General features: G+C 69.1%; 18 protein-coding genes and 1 tRNA gene. 8 read left to right on the forward strand and 11 right to left on the reverse strand.

The genetic code is table 11. The features are described from left to right. Positions 1 to 12 precede the first annotated feature (12 nt). On the forward strand, positions 13 to 498 hold the full coding sequence (locus ACWESM_RS04550) for a pyridoxamine 5'-phosphate oxidase family protein (protein WP_356966867.1): 486 nt from the start codon (positions 13 to 15) through the stop codon (positions 496 to 498). A gap of 65 nt (positions 499 to 563) precedes the next feature. Then, positions 564 to 1,139: a TerD family protein gene (locus ACWESM_RS04555; RefSeq protein WP_355074495.1), complete on the forward strand. Its 576-nt coding sequence runs from the start codon at positions 564 to 566 to the stop codon at positions 1,137 to 1,139. Positions 1,140 to 1,238: 99 nt separating this feature from the next. Here ACWESM_RS04555 and ACWESM_RS04560 read toward each other — a convergent pair whose 3' ends face one another. The 7 genes from ACWESM_RS04560 to ACWESM_RS04590 all read right to left on the reverse strand — a co-directional run bounded on the left by ACWESM_RS04560 (position 1,239) and on the right by ACWESM_RS04590 (position 9,653). Then, entirely contained in the window at positions 1,239 to 2,099 is an 861-nt protein-coding gene (locus ACWESM_RS04560) for a haloalkane dehalogenase (protein WP_412807417.1), read from the reverse strand. 160 nt (positions 2,100 to 2,259) lie between these two features. After that, entirely contained in the window at positions 2,260 to 2,583 is a 324-nt protein-coding gene (locus ACWESM_RS04565) for a hypothetical protein (protein WP_364428944.1), read from the reverse strand. A 39-nt stretch (positions 2,584 to 2,622) separates the two neighbouring features. Next, complete coding sequence (locus ACWESM_RS04570; protein ID WP_452491124.1) at positions 2,623 to 3,264, reverse strand: MazG family protein; 642 nt, start codon at positions 3,262 to 3,264, stop codon at positions 2,623 to 2,625. A 134-nt stretch (positions 3,265 to 3,398) separates the two neighbouring features. Next, complete coding sequence (gene mfd, locus ACWESM_RS04575; protein WP_452490969.1) at positions 3,399 to 7,010, reverse strand: transcription-repair coupling factor; 3,612 nt, start codon at positions 7,008 to 7,010, stop codon at positions 3,399 to 3,401. A 332-nt stretch (positions 7,011 to 7,342) separates the two neighbouring features. Further along, positions 7,343 to 7,726: a hypothetical protein gene (locus ACWESM_RS04580; protein ID WP_452490970.1), complete on the reverse strand. Its 384-nt coding sequence runs from the start codon at positions 7,724 to 7,726 to the stop codon at positions 7,343 to 7,345. A 482-nt stretch (positions 7,727 to 8,208) separates the two neighbouring features. After that, a complete protein-coding gene (locus ACWESM_RS04585; RefSeq protein WP_159843027.1) occupies positions 8,209 to 8,856 on the reverse strand; it encodes a TetR/AcrR family transcriptional regulator in 648 nt (215 codons plus the stop codon). Positions 8,857 to 9,038: 182 nt separating this feature from the next. Beyond that, complete coding sequence (locus ACWESM_RS04590) at positions 9,039 to 9,653, reverse strand: TetR/AcrR family transcriptional regulator (RefSeq protein ID WP_355074504.1); 615 nt, start codon at positions 9,651 to 9,653, stop codon at positions 9,039 to 9,041. A 468-nt stretch (positions 9,654 to 10,121) separates the two neighbouring features. Here ACWESM_RS04590 and ACWESM_RS04595 point away from each other — a divergent pair. The 6 genes from ACWESM_RS04595 to ACWESM_RS04620 all read left to right on the forward strand — a co-directional run bounded on the left by ACWESM_RS04595 (position 10,122) and on the right by ACWESM_RS04620 (position 14,767). Then, positions 10,122 to 10,192, forward strand: a tRNA-Gln gene (locus tag ACWESM_RS04595). A 90-nt stretch (positions 10,193 to 10,282) separates the two neighbouring features. Then, positions 10,283 to 11,773: a bifunctional UDP-N-acetylglucosamine diphosphorylase/glucosamine-1-phosphate N-acetyltransferase GlmU gene (gene glmU, locus ACWESM_RS04600; RefSeq protein ID WP_355074505.1), complete on the forward strand. Its 1,491-nt coding sequence runs from the start codon at positions 10,283 to 10,285 to the stop codon at positions 11,771 to 11,773. A gap of 11 nt (positions 11,774 to 11,784) precedes the next feature. Next, positions 11,785 to 12,750 (forward strand): ribose-phosphate diphosphokinase, encoded by a 966-nt coding sequence (locus ACWESM_RS04605; RefSeq protein WP_379255422.1) that lies wholly within the window; start codon positions 11,785 to 11,787, stop codon positions 12,748 to 12,750. Positions 12,751 to 12,844: 94 nt separating this feature from the next. Beyond that, complete coding sequence (locus tag ACWESM_RS04610; protein ID WP_355074508.1) at positions 12,845 to 13,102, forward strand: hypothetical protein; 258 nt, start codon at positions 12,845 to 12,847, stop codon at positions 13,100 to 13,102. A 100-nt stretch (positions 13,103 to 13,202) separates the two neighbouring features. Beyond that, complete coding sequence (locus ACWESM_RS04615) at positions 13,203 to 14,069, forward strand: hypothetical protein (protein ID WP_355074510.1); 867 nt, start codon at positions 13,203 to 13,205, stop codon at positions 14,067 to 14,069. 50 nt (positions 14,070 to 14,119) lie between these two features. Continuing rightward, positions 14,120 to 14,767, forward strand: coding sequence for a DUF2461 domain-containing protein (locus ACWESM_RS04620; RefSeq protein WP_364428929.1), 648 nt, complete (start codon positions 14,120 to 14,122; stop codon positions 14,765 to 14,767). A gap of 21 nt (positions 14,768 to 14,788) precedes the next feature. Here ACWESM_RS04620 and egtD read toward each other — a convergent pair whose 3' ends face one another. The 4 genes from egtD to egtA form a co-directional block, all read right to left on the reverse strand. After that, positions 14,789 to 15,760, reverse strand: coding sequence for an L-histidine N(alpha)-methyltransferase (egtD, locus tag ACWESM_RS04625; RefSeq protein ID WP_364428926.1), 972 nt, complete (start codon positions 15,758 to 15,760; stop codon positions 14,789 to 14,791). Between the two features lie 17 nt (positions 15,761 to 15,777). Then, positions 15,778 to 16,587, reverse strand: a complete 810-nt coding sequence (egtC, locus tag ACWESM_RS04630) for an ergothioneine biosynthesis protein EgtC (protein ID WP_364428923.1) — start codon at positions 16,585 to 16,587, stop codon at positions 15,778 to 15,780. 87 nt (positions 16,588 to 16,674) lie between these two features. Beyond that, positions 16,675 to 18,021, reverse strand: coding sequence for an ergothioneine biosynthesis protein EgtB (egtB, locus tag ACWESM_RS04635; protein ID WP_452490971.1), 1,347 nt, complete (start codon positions 18,019 to 18,021; stop codon positions 16,675 to 16,677). Positions 18,022 to 18,115: 94 nt separating this feature from the next. Further along, entirely contained in the window at positions 18,116 to 19,456 is a 1,341-nt protein-coding gene (egtA, locus tag ACWESM_RS04640; RefSeq protein ID WP_379255387.1) for an ergothioneine biosynthesis glutamate--cysteine ligase EgtA, read from the reverse strand. Positions 19,457 to 19,465 lie beyond the last annotated feature (9 nt).

Consider the following 19,465-nt stretch of genomic DNA (forward strand, 5'->3'; position numbering starts at 1 on the left):
GAGGTGACGAAGATGGCAGCCGGAGCGAGCCCCGCCCAACGTCAGCACAACTCGACAGATCATCCCGAGCTGGACGCGCTCCCGGAATGGCCACTGGAGACGATCGGTGTACTGGTGACCACCGACCCTGCACCGCATGCGATTCCGGTGTCCTGGCCGGTGCGGGCCGGTGACCGGCGCATCCTGATCAGCCTCAAGTACGATCGCGGTTCGCTGGCGCGGTTGCGCGAACATCCCGAGGTGGCCCTGCTGATCCTCGGTGGGGGCAACGTGGCGATGTGCGCAAGGGGCACCGCACACGTGGTCGCCGAGCAGATGCCCGACGCCGCCGACTACGTCGCCGTCCGCATCGACGTCGACGTGATCGACGACCATCGCCAGTCGGCCTTCGCGGTCGTGCAAGGCATCCAGCGCACGGTGCTCGACGACGAGAGCGAGTTGCGGGCGCTGAAGGGCCGGGTCGACACCCTGAGATCCTGGGCAGACCACCAGAACTAGATCGGCCCGGCGTTCCCGGGAGCAGAGAAAGAGGCGGCACCGGCCGTGCCGCGCGGAAGGGGATCATGAGCGTCACTCTGGCCAAAGGCGGCAATGTCTCGCTGTCGAAGCAGGCCGCGAATCTCACCAAGGTGTCGGTGGGGCTCGGCTGGGACGTGCGCACCACCACCGGCGCCGACTACGACCTCGACGCCAGTGCGCTCGCCTGCGGACCGAATCTGAAAGTGCTGTCCGATCAGCATTTCGTCTTCTACAACAACCTGCGCTCGCCCGATGGATCCATCGAGCACACCGGCGACAACCTCACCGGCGCGGGCGAGGGCGACGACGAGGTGATCAACATCGACCTCACCGCCACGCCGCCGAACATCACGAACATCTTCTTCCCGGTGTCCATCCACGACGCCGACGCACGCGGCCAGTCGTTCGGCCAGATCCGCAACGCCTTCATCCGCGTCGTCGACGCCGCCACCGGCGTCGAACTGGCCCGCTACGACCTCACCGAAGACGCCTCCACCGAAACGGCCATGATCTTCGGCGAGCTCTACCGCCACAACAACGAGTGGAAGTTCCGCGCCATCGGCCAGGGCTACGCCTCCGGGCTCGCGGGCATCGCCCGGGACTACGGCGTCAACGTCTGACGGTTCGATTCGGGTTCGCCGCGCCGGTCTTTCGGCCTCGTGCTCCATCGGCATCGAGCGCCGGAGGACCCGCGCGGCACGTTTCGCCTCCGGTCGAACTCACGGGAACCGCTTCGCGATCGCCGCGGCGATCGCTTCCGGTGCGTGTTCTTGAATGAAATGCCGCGCGTGCGGCAGCTCGACTACGTCGAGATCGGTGAAGGCGGCCCGCATTCGCGGGATACAGGCGTTCGGACGGAACACCATGTCCCGCATTCCCCACACCAACAGGGCCGGCTTGTCGCCGAGCAGGACGGGCACATCTCGGGCGAGTCGGTCCAGCAGCGGGCGTGCGGCACGAATTTCCTTGGGCGTCGCGGCGAGTCCGCGTCGGGCTTCCGCGGTGGGCTGCACCGCGCGATAGTGGTCGGCCTCGGCCGCGCTCAGCTTGCGCCCCAGTTCCGCGAGCAGGACGCGCTCGACGAGGAAATTCTGTTCGAGTATCCGCCGCTGCATCGGACGGCTGCCCATGATCACGCTGAACGCCCGATTCGCCAGCGCTTCGGTCGGCCAGAACGAGGTATTGCCCAGCACGATCCCCCGCACCCGATCAGCGCGCGCGGCGCTCGCGCCCAGACCGATGGGGCCGCCCCAGTCCTGTCCCATCAGAACGAAGCCGTCGAGCCGCAGGTGATCGATCAGTTCGCCGAGGACCGCGGTGTGCTCGGCGATCGTGTATCCGAAGCCCTCGGGACGTTCGGACAATCCGAAACCCGGATAGTCGACGGCGATACACCGGTACCGGTCGCGCAGGTCCTTCACGATGTGGCGGTAGAGGAAGCTCCAAGCCGGAGCGCCATGACAGAACAGCAGCGGCGGCCCGGCCCCCTCGTCGATGTAGTGAACCCGGCCCGCCGACGAGTCGAACCAGCGCGACTCGAAGGGGTACAGACTCTTGTCAGGAACGAAATCGATCAGCATTGGCCCCTCCCTCCGAGACAGGCTACCTCGGGTGCACCCGAGCGCGCGGTCGCCTCCACCGAGAGGCCGTCTCCGGAGCGGAAACCCCCGTGGTCGGTTGATGAAGACCGACGATTTCAGCCCAGGCTGCCGGCCGAGTGGAACGACACGAATCGCGGAGTCACCCGCAGCAGACCGGGTCGTCACAGGGGTCACCGACTTCGCTTCCGTAGGCGACCAAGTGGTGGACCGGGGCGAGGATTCGTTCGGCGGTGTCGGGGTCGAGGGGCGGTGCGGACCGGTCGCTCGGTCGTCCCCAAGTGGGCGGCGTGTCGTCGATGTCGAAACGGGGTGCGCCATTGATGAACAGTGTCCACAGCGGGTGGTCGGGGAAGCCGTTCATCCGTAGAACCCACCACTGGCCGTCGACGTGGGCGGCGACGGGGAATCTGCCGTTCCCGGTCGACTGCCATCGCGGTCGTGCGTTCAGTTCGGGGTACCGCATTCTTTCAGTTTCCCTGAATCGGACGGCCGCGCGGGAGTCCTACTCGGTTCCCTCCGGCCAGAAGGCGTGCCAATCCTCGGCGGTGAGCGGAAGACGTTCGCCGCGTTCCTTTTCCGCGCTGTCCTCCGCCGCGCGGATGGCGGCGGCGAAGGTGAGCGTCGCTTTGCGGAGGCGTTCTTCGGCGCTTTCCGGGCCACCGAGGTGCACGACGCGCAGGGCTTCTGGAACGAGGGCGGGTGGCAGGCCCGCTTTGGTGCCGCGGGAGACGATCTTCTCGGCGAGTGCCAACGCGGGCTGGGCCATGGCTATGCCGTCCAGGCAGGAACGGCGGGACTTCTCGGCGGATTTGCGTTCTTCCCAAGCGCGTTCCTGGGCGGCGATCTTCTCGGCCACCGAGGCGTCGGGATCGATCGCGGAATCCACCAGGTGCGGGCTGCGGTTGACCAGCTTGGCCACCAGCGCGGCGGCGACGTCGTCGACGGTGAATTCGCCTGCGGCCTCGGCGATCCGGGAGTGGAAGAGCACTTGCAGCAGCAGGTCGCCGAGTTCTTCCTTGATCGTCTCGGCATCGTCGTGCTGGATGGCGTCGAGCAGTTCGTAGGTCTCCTCGAGCAGGTAGGGGCGCAGCGAGTCGTGGGTCTGGGTGACCTCCCACCCACCGAAATGCCAGAGCCGGTCCATGACCTCGACCGCCCCGGCCAGCCCCGCCGCGACCACCGCGGCGTCCGTGCGCGGTGTCGCCTCCCCGTCGCGCTCCACGCCGTGAACCGCGCGATGGCGGGCGGCCCGCAGAACGGACTCGTCGCGTGTCGAGCTCATCGCGGCGCCATCTCGGCGGCGACGGTGAGGTCGACCGCTCCCTGCGCCTTCCCGTCCAACGCCAGCAACAGATCGGCGGCGAATTGCAGCAGCACGACATCGCGGACGCGCTCGGCCCCGACACTGTCCTGCACGCGCGGCAGCGGAAGCTGCACCACCCCGGACGCGGCGCGGTACCCCGCGCTCGGGTAGAGCCGCTTGAGGCGCATCTGCTTGGAATCGGGCAGGTGCAGCGGCGAGATCTTCAAGGTCGTCCCGGTGACCGCGATCTCGGTGACCTCGTACTCGCGGGCGAGCAGGCGCAGTTTGGCCACCGACACCAGACGCCCGACTTCCACCGGCAACGGGCCGTACCGGTCGACGAGTTCCTCCACGACCTGCGCGAGCGCCGAATCATCCTGCGCGGCGGCGAGTTTGCGGTATGCCTCCAGGCGCAGCCGGTCACTGGCGATGTAGTCCGGCGGGATGTGCGCGTCGACGGGCAGGTCGATGCGCACCTCCTTGACCTCCTCGGTGGTGATCGGCTTGCCGTCCGCGGCGGCGCGATACGCCTCGACGGCCTCCCCGACCAGCCGCACGTAGAGATCGAAGCCGACCCCTGCGACGTGGCCGGACTGCTCGGCGCCGAGCACGTTGCCCGCGCCACGGATCTCCAGGTCCTTCATCGCGACCGCCATGCCCGCGCCGAGATCGGAGTTCTGCGAGATGGTGGCCAGTCGGTCGTAGGCCGTCTCGGTGAGCGGCTTCTCCGGCGGGTAGAGGAAGTAGGCGTAGCCGCGTTCCCGGCTGCGCCCGACCCGGCCGCGAAGCTGATGCAACTGCGAAAGGCCCAGCGCGTCGGCGCGTTCCACGATCAGGGTGTTGGCGTTGGAGATGTCCAGACCGGTCTCGATGATCGTGGTGCACACCAGCACGTCGTATTCGCGCTGCCAGAAGCCCTGCACGGTGGACTCCAGCGCGTCCTCGTTCATCTGGCCGTGCGCGACCGCCACCCGCGCTTCGGGCACCAGATCGCGAATCCGCTTGGCCGCCTTGTCGATCGACGACACCCGGTTGTGCACGTAGAACACCTGGCCGTCGCGCAGCAACTCGCGCCGGATCGCGGCGGTGACCTGCTTGTCGTTGTAGGCGCCCACGTAGGTGAGCACCGGGTGGCGTTCCTCCGGCGGGGTGAGGATGGTCGACATCTCGCGAATCCCCGCCAGACTCATCTCCAGGGTGCGCGGAATCGGGGTGGCCGACATGGTGAGCACGTCGACGTGCGTGCGCAGCGCCTTGATGTGCTCTTTGTGCTCGACACCGAATCGCTGTTCCTCGTCGACCACCACGAGGCCGAGGTCCTTCCAGCGCACGCCGGTCTGCAACAGCCGGTGCGTGCCAACCACGATGTCGACGCCGCCGTCGGCCATTCCCTCCAGCACCGCGCGGGCCTCGGCCGGATCGGTGAAGCGGGACAGGCCTTTCACGGTGATCGGGAAACCCGCGACGCGCTCGGTGAAGGTCTGCAGGTGCTGCTGCGCGAGCAGCGTGGTCGGCACCAGCACGACGACCTGTTTGCCGTCCTGCACCGCCTTGAACGCCGCGCGCACCGCGATCTCGGTCTTGCCGTAGCCGACGTCGCCGCAGACCACGCGGTCCATCGGGACGGCCTTCTCCATGTCCGACTTCACCTCGGCGATGGCGGTCATCTGGTCGACGGTCTCGGTGAACGCGAACGCGTCCTCCATCTCCTTCTGCCACGGCGTGTCCGGTCCGAACGCGTGACCCGGCGCGGCCTGGCGGGCGGCGTACAGCTGCACCAGCTCGCCGGCGATCTCGCGAACCGCTTTGCGCGCCTTGCGTTTGGTGTTGGCCCAGTCCGAGCCGCCGAGCTTCGACAGGCTGGGCATCTCGCCGCCGACGTAGCGGGAGAGCTGGTCGAGCGACTCCATCGGCACGAACAGCCGGTCACCGGGCTGGCCGCGTTTGCTCGGCGCGTACTCGATCACCAGATACTCGCGGCGCGCGCCGCCGACGGTGCGCTCGATCATCTCGACGAACTTGCCGATGCCGTGCTGGTCGTGCACCACCATGTCGCCCGCGCTCAACGCGAGCGGGTCGACCTGGTTGCGCCGTTTGGCGGGCATCCGCTTGCCCTCGGTCGGCGCGGTGACCCGGTTGCCGGTGAGGTCGGATTCGGCGACGACCACCAGACCGGCGCCCTCGAAGACCAAGCCGTCGTGCAGCGAGCCGCACAGCACGCCCACCACGCCCTCGTTCGGCTCCGCGCCCGCCTCGAGCGCCGCGGCGGGGACCTCCGCGTCCGCCAGCCGTTCCAGGATGCGCTGCGCCGTCCCGTGGCCCGCGACGACCACCACGGCCCTGCCGCCGGTGAGCACGTGGGCGCGCAACGAGGCGAACATGGTCGCCACCAGTTCGTCGGACCCGCGCGCGGCCGGGCCGGGCAGCACCGGCAGCACGACCTCGGAGGAATCCCCGGAAGCGAGCGGGCTCAGCGTCCACCAGGGCAGGCCCTGTCGCTCGGCGCTGGCCTGGATCTCGGGCAGCGGGCGGTAGGCGGAGGCGGCCAGGTCGAGTCCGTGTCCGCCGAGCGGCGCGGCGCCGCCGAACGAGGCCGCGGTCCAGGATGCCTCCAGGAATTCCTCGCCGGTACGTACCAGGTCGGCCGCGCGGGTGCGGATCTTCTCCGGATCGCACAGCAGTACGTGGGTTCCCTCCGGCAGCACCTCGGTGAGCAGGCACAACTGCCCCGGTTGCAGCACCGGCAACAGCGCTTCCATGCCCTCGACCGGGATGCCCTGCGCGAGTTTCTCCAGCATCTCCACCAGCGCCGCGTCGGCCGCGTTGGCGGCGGCGACCTCGGCCGCCCGCTCGCGCACCTCGGGTGTGAGCAGCAGTTCCCGGCACGGCGGCGCGACCACGACGTCCACCGCGACGTCCGGCAGCGAGCGCTGGTCGGCGACGGAGAACGGCCGCAGTTCGGTGACCTCGTCACCCCAGAATTCCACGCGCACCGGATGGTCGGCGGTGGGCGGGAAGACGTCCAGGATGCCGCCGCGCACCGCGAACTCACCGCGCTTGCCCACCATGTCGACCCGGGTGTAAGCGAATTCCACCAGCCGCGTGAGCAATTCGTCGAAGTCCAGCTCGGCGCCGACGCGCAGCACGATCGGCTCGATCTCGCCGAGCCCACCCGCCATCGGCTGCATCAGCGACCGCACCGTGGTCACCACCACGCGCAGCGGCGCGGGGAAATGCGGGTCGCCGGGGTGGGCGATCCGGCGCAGCACCTCCAGCCTGCGCCCCACCGTGTCGGCGCCCGGCGAGAGCCGCTCGTGCGGCAGCGTCTCCCAGGACGGGAACTGCGCGACCGTGGGACCGAGCATCTCCACGAGTTCGACACTCAGGTCGTCTGCCTCCCGCCCCGTGGCCGTGACCACCACCAACGGCCGCTCGGCGGCCAACCGCGACGCGACGAACGGCCGCACCGCCGACGGCGCGACCAGCTCGACCGACGATGTGCCGATCAGCTCCGCGACGGTCCGTAGCGAGGAATCGGCACCGGCCGCGGCGGCCAGTCCCGCCAACGGGGGGCGGTGGGTGGACATCGACAACTCCTGAGCGCAGGCGACACGTTTCGAGCGGCCAACCGAGTCTAGTTAAGCGGGCATCTTGTTTTTGCAGCGCCCGCGCCGCCGCGAGGCGACTGCCGCCCCCGCCCGGTACCAGAGCGCCCATCCGCGATCTATTTCGTCGCCGACACGGCCGCCCACCCGAACACGCTCCGGCTCCTCCCGGCGAGAAGCGAGCCACAGCGAGAAGGTCCCGGCGGAGTCGTCAGCACGATTCGCGGCTACGTCATCCGGCGGAACAAGCACACCACCGACGAGCACCTACCATAGCCAGGGCGAATGTCGCCCGACGCACACTGCGGGGCCCTTCACCAGAGGTGCAGGAAACTCCGGACGTCATCGAAACCGTCGAGTGCCCGCCCGTCCACGTCCGACGGATCCGCCTCGGCACGCGCCGACAAGGAGCGCGCCAACGCAACGGACTCATCGCTGAGCCGCCCGAACCGCCGAGCGGTATGTCCCAGGCACAGCCCGGCCAGCCCGAGCAGCGGGCTGCCGTCCACAGCCCGCGTTCCGACCTGCACACACCAGTGCTCGACGAACTCCCGATCGTCGTCGTTCAAGGCGCTGCCAACCAGAGCATCCGCCGCCTCGAACTCGTACGCGCGGTCTCCGAGTGCCCGCTCCAACACCGCGGCTACCACCTCATGCGGCAGAGCAGGAGGATTGTGGAAGCTCCGATGCGTATGCATGCCGCGAGATTATCCATCCCCCCGCAGGCCCCCGACCCATGACTCGACAGGGCGAACGTTGCCCGACGCGGGCACCAGCGCAACCACACCGGCCGAACGCCGTCGTTCAAGCGAAATGAACCGAGCCTCCTTCGGCCCCGCTCACATTCCCACGACCACCGGCCATACGGGACAACCACCAACCAGCCACACCGACCGCACGCCCCGAAGCGAGCTCGACCACCGTCGCGCCCAGCGCACCCACAGCCACGTCTTCCGAGCGAAGCAAGACCGAGCATCCGCCGTTCGCGGCCCGGCTCGCGTTTCCACGACCGCAGCGCACGCGACGAAAGAACAGCCCGAGCCCACAGCCAGCCAGCCACCACACGCGTGCACCGGGCAGCAAGCTTCGATACCGACGCGCCCAGCGCACCGTAACCACGTCTTCCGAGCGAAGCGAGACCGAGCATGCGCCGTTCGCGGCGCCGCAGGCGCTGCCAAAGTTACGGCACGTAGCGCCGCAAACGTCTTGCCGCGAATTCCCTGAAGTACGAGAGCTTCTCGGCCGGGACGATGGCCGGGAGCAGGAAGTACCAGGCGCGCTCCATCCGGACCGCCATCTGGTCGATGGATTCGGTGCCGACGGCGATGATGTGCACGCCCGCGGCCATCTCCTGCCACAGCAGGCCGATGACCTCGGCGTCCAGGTCGGCGATCAGGTCGCCTTGGGCGATGGCCCGTTCGGCGAGCAGCCGGTAGGTGTCGCCCCAGTTCTTGGCGATGTTGTCGCCTTGAGCGCCGCGGTAGTCGCCGATCTGGTGGGTCAGCTTCAGCATGGCGCCGACCATCGGGTCGTTCATCGATAGATCGGCGACGACGTAGGTGATGCCGATGCACGCCTCCAGCGCGGGCACTCGCGGATCGAAGAAGCCCTGACACGAGCTCGTCAACCGCTCGTTGCCCTGGTCGACCACCGCGCGCGCCAGCTCCTCCTTGGAGCCGAAGTGAAAATACAAGGCGCCCTTGGTCACATTGGACTGCGCGATGATCTCGCTCAGGCTCGCATTCGCATATCCCAAGCGCAGAAAGACATCGGCAGCGCCTGCCAGGACGGAGTCGCGGGTGATCTCCGCGCGCGCTTGCCTAGCCATCAGATCCGCCTGTCATCCCAAAAACCAGCCATCCTGAAGTAGACCGACATCCCGAAGTTGACCGACTTACCGCCCGAACAGCACCCAAAGGATGGGTGAACCGTACCACCAGGCGCGCGTCCAGCAGCCAATTCGAGCATTCGGCGAGAGCCGTCGCGCAATTTGCTGGTTAACAATCCGGGTCACTCACCGGCGCCCGCGCGCCATTCCGAACTCAGTTGTGGATCGGCTTCCAGATGACTCAGCCCGTTCCAGCACAGGTTCACCAAGTGGGCCGCCACAACCTCTTTCGAGGGTTTGCGCTCGTCCAGCCACCAGGTGGCGGCGGTGGCGACCTGACCGACGAGCGCCTGCGCGTAGAGGGTGGACAGACTGGTGTCGAACCCGCGCCGCGCGAAATCTCCGGCCAGAATGTGCGCCACCTGATTGGTCGCTTCGTTGAGCAAACTGGAGTACCTGCCCTCGGCGGCGGCGGCGGGCTGATCTCGCACCAGAATTCGAAACCCGTCGGTCCGTTCTTCGATATAGGTCAGCAGCGCCAGCGCGACCTGTTCGAGCCGGATGCGCGACCGGTTCTGGGTGAGCGAGGAGGTGATCATGTCCAGCAGCATCGACATCTCCCGGTCCACGACGACCGCGTACAACCCCTCTTTGCCGCCGAAGTGTTCGTACACCACGGGTTTGGAGACCTGGGCGCGTTGCGCGATCTCCTCGATGGAGGTCGCGTCGTAACCGCGTTCGGCGAACAGCGCGCGTCCGATCTCGATCAGCTGCTGACGCCGCTGGGTGCCGGTCATCCGTGGACGGGACACTCGATGCGACTCACTCGAAGACACCCCTGCTCCTCCGCCCTTCCCGCGTTGTTGCCGGTCGTGAGTGCCTCGACGGTTCCCGCCGAGCCGACGAGCGCATGCCGAGACGGGACCGCGGGCGAGCCCGGCGATCCGCCCTCGTGCGTGCCTGGTCAGCCGTCACATCGGGGCTCCGACGCACGACATCGACATTCGGATACCACTGTCCCAGACCGGTCGGCAGTCCGCTTCTCCGGGGCGAGGGGACGCGGGGGCTCTCCGCTGTAGTCGGCGATCGAGCGGTCCTCCGCCCGAGCGCTGCCCGGCCGGAGGACAGGAGCGCTCCCGCGCTGGTCCGGCCCGAATACCAGATGCCGCGCGGGGAACAATTCGCGGGGAGGCGGGCGAGTATGCGAGGATTCATCCCGTGCCATGGCACAGCGGCGGGGGTTTCGCCAACCGCCGGTGTGGCAATCCGCCGTGGTGTAATGGCAGCACATCTGATTTTGGTTCAGAGAGTTCAGGTTCGAGTCCTGGCGGCGGAGCTCGAGAGCACGATGACTTATCGTTGGCCCGCACATCGCTGACCAAGCACGACGACGCCCAGCACGAGGACAGGCAGCCGAGGGAGATCCATGCCACAGCAGACCGCCGTCGTCGTTCTCGCAGCCGGTGCCGGGACACGAATGCGGTCGAAGACCCCCAAGGTCCTGCATTCGCTGGCCGGTCGGAGCATGCTCGCGCACGCGCTGCATGCGGCGAACGAGATCGACCCCGCGTACCTCATCACCGTGGTGGGGCACGATCGCGAACAAGTCGGCGCCGCGGTGGCCGCGGTGGCCGACGATCTCGGCCGGGAGATCACCCCGGCGATCCAGGAAGAGCAACTCGGCACGGGCCACGCGGTGCAGTGCGCGCTTGCCGCCCTGCCGGTCGGCTTCACCGGCGACGTGCTGGTCACCTCCGCCGACGTGCCGTTGCTGGACGGACACACCCTGGCCGCGCTGCTCGATGAGCACCGCAGCTACGCCGAACGCCCCGCGGTCACCGTGCTGACCTTCGTGCCGCCGGACCCGAATGGTTACGGCCGCATCGTCCGCGACGCCGAAGGCCAGCTCGCCGAGATCGTCGAACACGCCGACGCCACCCCGGAACAGGCCGCGATCACCGAGGTCAATTCCGGCGTGTACGCGTTCGACGCCGCGGTGCTGCGCACCATGATCAGCCGCCTGTCCACCGCCAACGCCCAGCACGAGCTGTACCTGACCGACGTGCTGCGCCTGGCCAGGGAGGCCGGACACCCGGTGCACGGCGCACGCCTGGTCGACGCGGCCAAGGTCACCGGCGTCAACGACCGCGTGCAGCTGGCCTCGGCGGCGCGCACGCTCAACCGCTACATCCTGGAACGCCACATGCGCGCGGGCGTCACGATCATGGATCCCGCCTCGACCTGGGTGGACGCCAGCGTGCGCATCAGCAGGGACGCCGTGATCCTGCCCGGTGTGCAACTGCTCGGCAACACCGTCGTCGGCGAGGACGCCGAGGTCGGCCCGGACAGCACGCTCACCGACGTGGTCGTCGGCGACGGGGCGAAGGTGATCCGCACCCACGGCGAGGGGGCCACCATCGGCCCGAAGGCGACCATCGGCCCGTTCGCCTACCTGCGGCCGGGCACCATCGTGGGCGACACGGGCAAGCTCGGCGCGTTCGTCGAGACCAAGAACGCCTCGATCGGCGCGCATTCGAAGGTCCCGCACCTGACCTACGTCGGCGACGCCACCATCGGCGAGCACAGCAACATCGGTGCGTCGAGCGTCTTCGTCAACTACGACGGCGTGACCAAGCACCACACCGTCGTCGGCTCGCACGTACGCACCGGCAGCGACACCATGTTCGTCGCGCCGGTGACGGTGGGTGACGGAGCCTATACGGCGGCGGGTACTGTACTGCGCAGAAACGTTCCGCCCGGAGCTCTCGCGGTGTCCGGTGGACCGCAGAAGAACATCGAGGGCTGGGTGCAGCGACACCGTCCAGGGACGGACGCGGCGCGCGCGGCGGCGGAAGCCATCGCGGCCAAGGAGATGTCGGGTCAGGCAATAGAGCAAAAGGATGGCAAACAGCAGTGACCGCGTCATGGATGGACAACCAGAAGAACCTGATGCTCTTCTCGGGACGCGCTCATCCTGAGCTGGCCGAGCAGGTCGCCAAGGAGCTCGACGTCCACGTCACGCCGCAGGTGGCACGGGACTTCGCCAACGGCGAGATCTTCGTCCGGTTCGAGGAGTCGGTGCGCGGCTCCGACGCCTTCGTCCTGCAGAGCTTCCCCGCGCCGCTGAACCAGTGGCTGATGGAGCAGCTCATCATGATCGACGCGCTCAAGCGCGGCTCGGCCAAGCGGATCACCGCGGTGCTGCCCTTCTACCCGTACGCCCGCCAGGACAAGAAGCACCGCGGCCGTGAGCCCATCTCGGCCCGTCTGGTCGCCGACCTGCTGAAGACCGCGGGCGCGAACCGGATCATCACCGTCGACCTGCACACCGACCAGATCCAGGGCTTCTTCGACGGCCCGGTCGACCACATGCACGCGCAGGTGCAGCTGGCGGAGTACGTCCGCACCAACTACAGCCTCGAGCACATCACCGTCGTCTCCCCCGACTCCGGCCGCGTGCGCGTCGCCGAGAAGTGGGCCGACTCGCTGGGCGGCTCGCCGCTGGCGTTCATCCACAAGACCCGCGACCCGCTGGTGCCCAACCAGGTCAAGTCCAACCGCGTGGTCGGCGAGGTCGAGGGCCGCACCTGCATCCTGATCGACGACATGATCGACACCGGCGGCACCATCGCGGGCGCGGTCAAGGTGCTGAAGGACGCGGGCGCCGGTGACGTGGTCATCGCCGCGACCCACGGCGTGCTGAGCGAGCCCGCCGCCGAGCGCCTCGCCAACTGCGGCGCCAAGGAGGTCGTGGTGACCAACACCCTGCCGCTGTCCGAGGAGAAGAAGTTCCCGCAGCTGACCGTGCTGTCCATCGCGCCGCTGCTGGCCCGCACGATCCGCGAGGTCTTCGAAAACGGCTCCGTGACCGGTCTTTTCAACGGAAACGCATAGAGCTCTTACCGCGAGAACGGCGGCTCGGACTACGGTCCGGGCCGCCGTTTTCGTGTCCGCGTTAGCCGCGGCGATCAGTGGGGATACTGAGGGTATGGACCGTGATCCGTTGGAGACCGAGATGGGGGACGACGACCAGGAGGACGAGATCCGCGAATATCAGCGCAACATCGAGGATCCGCCCGACGAACTGCGCATCCGTTACCACGAGGACGAGGACGACGGCAGGCTCGGCATCGACGACGAGCTGGACCAGGAGTGGACGGCCCGCGACACCCTCGCCGCGGACGAGTCGGACGACCGGTCCGCCGAGGTGGCCGCGATCGAGATCATCGACGACGAGGATCTCTGAACCTGCTCCGTCCCCGACGCGCCTGTAGCAATCGGCTATGACGACGCGCTCACCGTGGTAGGCATAGGTTGCGTGACCGGGACGACACGAGGAGGGTGCGATGAGCACGCCGAAGGATCCGGACCACCCCGACGAGCAGCGGCCGCCGGAGTCACCGTCGAAGCCGACCGGGGAGACCTCCGGTGACGAGCCTGCCCAGCCGTCGACCGGCTCCGCCCCGGCGCAGACGCCCGGTGGACGACCCACCGAGCACGATCCCGCCGCCGCGCTACCGCCGGAGCACGAGCCGGGCCCGGCCGACCAATGGTGGCAGTCGAGCGGCTCGCCGCCCGGGGGAGCGCTGGGCGGCCAGTGGGGCGCCGAGCCCAGCGGCCAGCCCGCCGAACCCCGGCCTTGGGGCGCCAACGGCGGGGGCGAGCAGCAGTCCTGGGGCGCCGAACCCGCCGCGCCGGGGGCTCCCTCGCCGGGTTCCGGGCCACAGCCTCCCGACGAAACGACGCAGCGGTTCACGCCGGACGAGCACACGCAGTACGGTTCGGGCGGGCAACCGCCTTATCCGCCGAGCGGGCAGCCCGGTGACTTTCAGCAGCCGTATCCCCCGCAGCAGCCGTATCCGCCGACCGGGCAACCGCAGTACCCGCCAGGCGGTGGGTACGGCTACCCGACGTCCGGGCCGCAACAGCCGCAGTACGGCTACCCGTCCTATCCGCAGCAGGGGTACGAGCCCTACGCCACCCCGCCGAAGCAGCCGACCAGCCAGGTGTACTCGATCATCGGCTTCGTCTGCGCCATAACCGCGGTGCTGTTCTGCCCGATCTTGTTCGGCCCGGCCGGGATAATCCTGGGCATCATCGGGCGCAACAAGGGCGAATCGCTCGGCAAATGGGCAGCGATCGCTGCGGCCGTCGGGATGGTGATCGGCCTCATCGTGGGGTTCGTCGTGTTCGGCGGAGACATCACGACGTAGATTTTCGGTATGCGTCTATCGGGTGACATCAGCGCGGCGGGTGTGCGGGCATGACCGGATTCGCGGGTTTCCCGCTCGCCGGGCTCGACTTCTACGAAGACCTGGAGGCCGACAACTCCAAGGCGTTCTGGACCGCGCACAAGAAGATCTACGACGAGTCGGTGCTCGCGCCCATGAAGGCCCTGGTGGCCGATCTGGAGCCGGATTTCGGGACCGCCAAGATCTTCCGGCCCTACCGCGACGTGCGGTTCGCCAAGGACAAGTCGCCGTACAAGACCGCGCAGGGCGCCGTGGTGCGCGCCGCGGCGGGGGTCGGCTGGTACGTCCAGATCAATGCCGGGGGTCTGTTCGTCGGTGGCGGTTTCTACCAGGGCTCGTCCGAGCAACTCGCGCAGCTGCGGGCCACCATCGATGACGAGGTGCGCGGACCGGAACTGGTGGCGATCCTCGCGAAACTCACCGACGCGGGCTTCACCATCGGCGGCGAGAAGCTGAAGACCCGACCCAAGGGCTACGACGCCGACCACCCGCGCATCGACCTGCTGCGGCACAAGTCGATCACGTGCGGCCGGGAATTCGGCGCGCCCGCCTGGCTGGACACGCCGCGCACGGCGAAGGAAGTCCGCGCCGCCTGGGAGACGATGCGGCCGCTGGTCGAGTGGCTCGGGGCGGTGGTCGGCGGCGCCCCGTCGTGGTGAGCGCCGCCGATCGACACGTGGTCAGCGCCGCCCGGCGAGCAGCAGCGCGAAACGATCGTCCGGATCGGTCCACACGTGTCCGGTGGCGAAGCCCGCGGCGGCGAGTTCGGCTTCGAGGCCCTCGACGCGGAACTTGGCGGAGATCTCGGTGCGCATCTGTTCGCCGCGGCCGAAGCGCACGGTGAGGTCGAGATCGCCGACCGCGACGGTCATGTCCTCGCTCGCCTCCAGCCGCATCTCGATCCACTCCCGTTCGGCGTCCCAGACCGCGACGTGCCGGAATTTCTCCGGCGCGAAGTCGGCGCGCAGGCGAGAGTTCAGCACGTGTAGGACGTTCCGGTTGAACTCGGCGGTGACGCCCGCCGCGTCGTCGTAGGCGGGAACGAGTACCGCCGGGTCGGTGACCAGCCCGGCCCCGAGCAGCAGTTGCTCCCCCGGCTCGAGCAAGTCGTGGATCCTGGCGAGGAACTCCGCCCGTTCCGCGGGGACGAGGTTGCCGATGGTGCCGCCGAGGAATGCGATCATCCGGCGTCCGCCGCGGGGGAGGTTGGCCAGCGTGTCGGTGAAGTCGCTGACCACACCGTGCACGGCGAGCCCAGGGAACTCGACCGCGACCTCGTCGGCGGCCGACCGCAGCGCTGCCGACGAAACATCCTGCGGTACATACTTCTTCAACGGCCCGCGCGCGCTCAGAGCGGTGAGCAACAGGCGCGTCTTCGCCGCCGATCCGGCGCCGAGTTCGACCAGTACCTCCGCTTGGGCGGCGTCGGCGATCTCGTCGACCACCCGTTCGAGCAGAGCGCGCTCGGTGCGTGTCGGGTAGTACTCGGGCAGCTCGGTGATCCGCTCGAACAGCTCGCTGCCCTTGGCGTCGTAGAACCATTTGGGCGGCAACCATTTCGGGTTCGCGGTCAGGCCCAGCCTGGCGTCCGAGCGGAGCGCGGTGTTCAGGTCGTCTTCGGTCAGGTGGATGTCCAGCGTGACTGCGGTCATGGCACCGGCCTTTCGGGTCAGAGGAGGGGGTCGACGGACAGCGCGCCGGGCCTGGCGCTCACCAGGCTGCGGTCCGGGACCGACTGCCAGCGGGGGTCGTCGTCGAACGGTTCGGAGGACACGAGTGCGAAATCGTCGGTGACCAGCACCGACAACGAGTGGTGGCAGGTGGTCGCCCACAGTTGCGCACCGTCGGAGAGCAGGAGGTTCAGGCGTGCTTCCGGCGCCCGGTCGAGGATCGCGGAGACGAGCAGCCGCAGTGCCGCCGGAGCCGCCGACCACTCGCCGTCCGGTGCGCCGGTCGACAGCAGATCGCACAGCAGCACCCACAGCGTCGCCGCGTCGGTGGCGGATTCGGCCTCCAGCAGCCGCGCCGGAGAGAACAGGTCCTCGGCGCCGAGTCCGGCCGCGACGACCGCGAATTCGGCCGCCACGCCGGTCAGGGTGCGGCGCCAGTCCGGCACCACGCCGTTGTGGCTGAACGCCCAGCGGTCGCGGGTGAACGGCGCGCACGCGGACCGTTCGACCGGCATGCCGACCGTCGCCGAGCGCACCGCCCCGAGCACCGCGGCGGACTCCAGTTGCGGCAGCACCTCGTCAACGGCCGGGTCGGTCCAGATCGGCTCGGCGTTGCGGTAGCGGCTGGCGGTGACCGTGTCGTCCGGCGTGACGCTCCACCAGGCGACGCCGAAACCGTCGGCGTTGATGGTGCCGCCGTGACGCATGTCGCGCGGCGCCCACGCCTGGGTGCGCAGCGAATGGGAGCCGAGGGTCAACATGTCGCCCACCCGCACCGGCGGGCCGACGTAACCCAAGTGTCTACACATCCGCACCCGCCGGGGCCGACGTCGCGAGGCGCGGGCCGCTCGCCGCGGGACCGCGGCCGCACCATCGCCCGGCACGACGGGCGGCGCTCACTCCCCTTCTCCGGGCCGCAGATCCCGCGCCAGGCGGAACCCGGCGAAGATCTGGCGACGGATGGGATGGTCCCAGTTGCGGAAGGTGCCGCGGCAGGCCACCGGATCGGTGCCGAAGGAACCGCCGCGCAGCACACGGTAATCACCGCCGAAGAAGACCTCGGAGTACTCGCGGTACGGGAACGCCCGGAACCCCGGGTACGCCTCGAAACCCGAAGCGGTCCATTCCCACACGTCCCCGATCAACTGGTGCACGCCCGCGGGGGACGCGCCGGCCGGATACGCGCCCACCTCGGCGGGTTCCAGATGCCGCTGCCCGAGGTTCGCGGTGGCGACGTCGGGATCGGCGTCGCCCCAAGGGAATCGGCGCGACGCGCCGGTGGCCGGATCGAACCGGGCCGCCTTCTCCCATTCCGCTTCGGTGGGCAGGCGCTTGCCCGCCCAGTTCGCGTAGGCCTCGGCCTCGAACCAGCACACGTGCACGACCGGCTGTCGCGGCCGCAGGGGGGTCATCACGCCGAACACCCGCCGCCACCAATGCCCGGACGGATCACGCTCCCAGAACTGCGGCGCGACCAGGCCCGCCTCGACGCGATGCGCCCAGCCGCGCTCGGACCAGAGTTCGGGGCGTTCGTAGCCGCCGTCGTCGACGAAGGCCAGGTACTGCTCATTGGTCACCGGCGCGGCGTCGATCGCGAAACCGGCCACTCGCACCGGATGGGCGGGGCGCTCGTTGTCCAGCGCCCACGGGTCGGTGGAGGTGCCCATGAGGAATTCCCCTGCGGGGATCACTACTTCCGCGCCGACCGCCGCCGTCGCGGCCGGGGCGTCCGCCGCCGAGAGCACGGCGGCGCCGGTGCGCAACTGGTGGGTGGCCAGCATGGTCTCGTCGTGCTGCTGCTCGTGCTGGGCGATCATGCCGAAGGCGAATCCGTCGTCGATCAGCGGACGGCCGCGCAGATCGCTGCGCTCCAGTACGTCCAACACCTTGTCGCGTACGGTGCCGACATAGTCGCGCGCCTGGGCGGGATCGAGCAGCGGCAGCGTGGGCCGGTTCGCGCGGGCGTGTTTGAAGGCGTCGTAGAGTTCGTCGATGTCGGCGCGCACCGGGTCGCGTCCGCCGACGTCGCGCACGAGCCAGAGTTCTTCCTGATTGCCGATGTGCGCCAGATCCCAGACCAGCGGGCTCATCAGCCGGGAATGCTGGGCCACGAGTTCGGCTTCGTCGACGCAGTCGGTGAGCGTGTGGGTGCGCAGGCGGGCGCGCGTGAGAACGTCGGCGATCCGATCCCTGAGCTGGGCGGTGCCGAAGTTGTCGGTGGGGGCGGGTTGGAAAGTGGTCACGAAAAACATCTCCGGGATTCATGGGGGTCGGCGGCGGCGATTCGGCTGGCGGCGGCCCGGTGGGCCTGCGTGGCGCCAGGGCAGCGCGGCTGGTTCACGTGGCGACTCCCGGAAGCCGCGGGCTCGGGGCGTGCTCGATGTCGTCCTCGGTCGGGGTGCGACCGCGGTGACATCGTTCGGCGGCGGACTCGACGGCGCGGGCCGCCTCGTCGGTCGCGGTGTGCTCGGCCGCGAGACGCAGCAGGGCGACCGCGCCCGCCCGGATGTCCGGATCAGCCAATCCGTAGCGGGCGGCATCGACCCAGCGGCCCGCCAGCGGCGCCGCGATCGAGCTCGCCTCAGCGACCACCGACGGGCTGGACATGAGCGCGTCGAACACGTGCACGGGAATGGTCCACGCGTCACCGGGCTGCGCGTCGATGTAGCGGACCTCCAAGTGGCCGGACGCGCGTACCGGCGGGAACAGCGTGGTGAGGTGATAGTCGAGATCGCCGGTGTCGGGGCGGCGGCCTACCTCGTCGTCCAGCGCGCCGGACAGCCAGTCGGCGAAGGTGGCCCCGGGCGGCGCGGACCATCCGTCGGCGTCGCCGCATTCCGCCGCACCGTCGGGTCGGCGCACGCACAGCAGCGGCACGTCCAGCGCCCATCTGCCGTAGGCGGCCACCGGGTCGGTCCAGTCCAGCACCGGCGGACGGGTGCGCGTGTTGTCCAGCCGCAGCCAGGCCCGCATGCGCTGGGAGGCCCACGCTCCGGGCGGCGCGCCACGCAGGACGGGTGAACAGGCGAAGGCGGCAAGCAGGGCCGGGCCGACGGCATACAGGGCGGTCCACCGCGCGGTGACGTCCGCACGGTCGGCGCCCGCGTCGACGCTGACCTGGGCGGCCGCGGTGTTGCACATCATCAGCTTGCCGAACGGCCCGATGCCGCCGAAGGAGCGCTCCATCGCGCGATAGCGCGGCAGCTGAAGCAAGCGTTTGGGACGGCGGTCCGCGTCGGCGGCGACGGAAACGGGGCGGATCGACCGGGATTCGAGAAGTTCCCGCAACAGGCGGGCATCATCGCGCAGTCGATCACACAGCTGCGCGGCAGCTTCGTAGGGAGCGCTGGAGAGTTCGATCTGACCACCGGGTTCGAGAGTGACCCGGCTGCCCCCCGGCAGCGCGAGCGCCGGCGAATCAGGGGCGATGGACCGTGGTGCGTACGGTCCGAGAGCGTCCGCCAAGGCGGACAGTTGGGGGCGCGGAGCGGCCGAAGGTCCGGACGCCGAACACTCACCCTGCACCGTGAGCCATTCGAGTTCGGCGCCGATCAGCGTGGGTGGTCCGAGCTTGAAGCACACCCCGCCGATATAGGCCTCCGCCGCCGCGCGGGAGGACAGTTCTCCCTGCTCGGTGGCACAACCGGCCGACTCAGGACTCTCGAGCGTGACCGCCATGCCAACCTC

The sequence above is a fragment of the Nocardia sp. NPDC003999 genome (assembly GCF_053604885.1).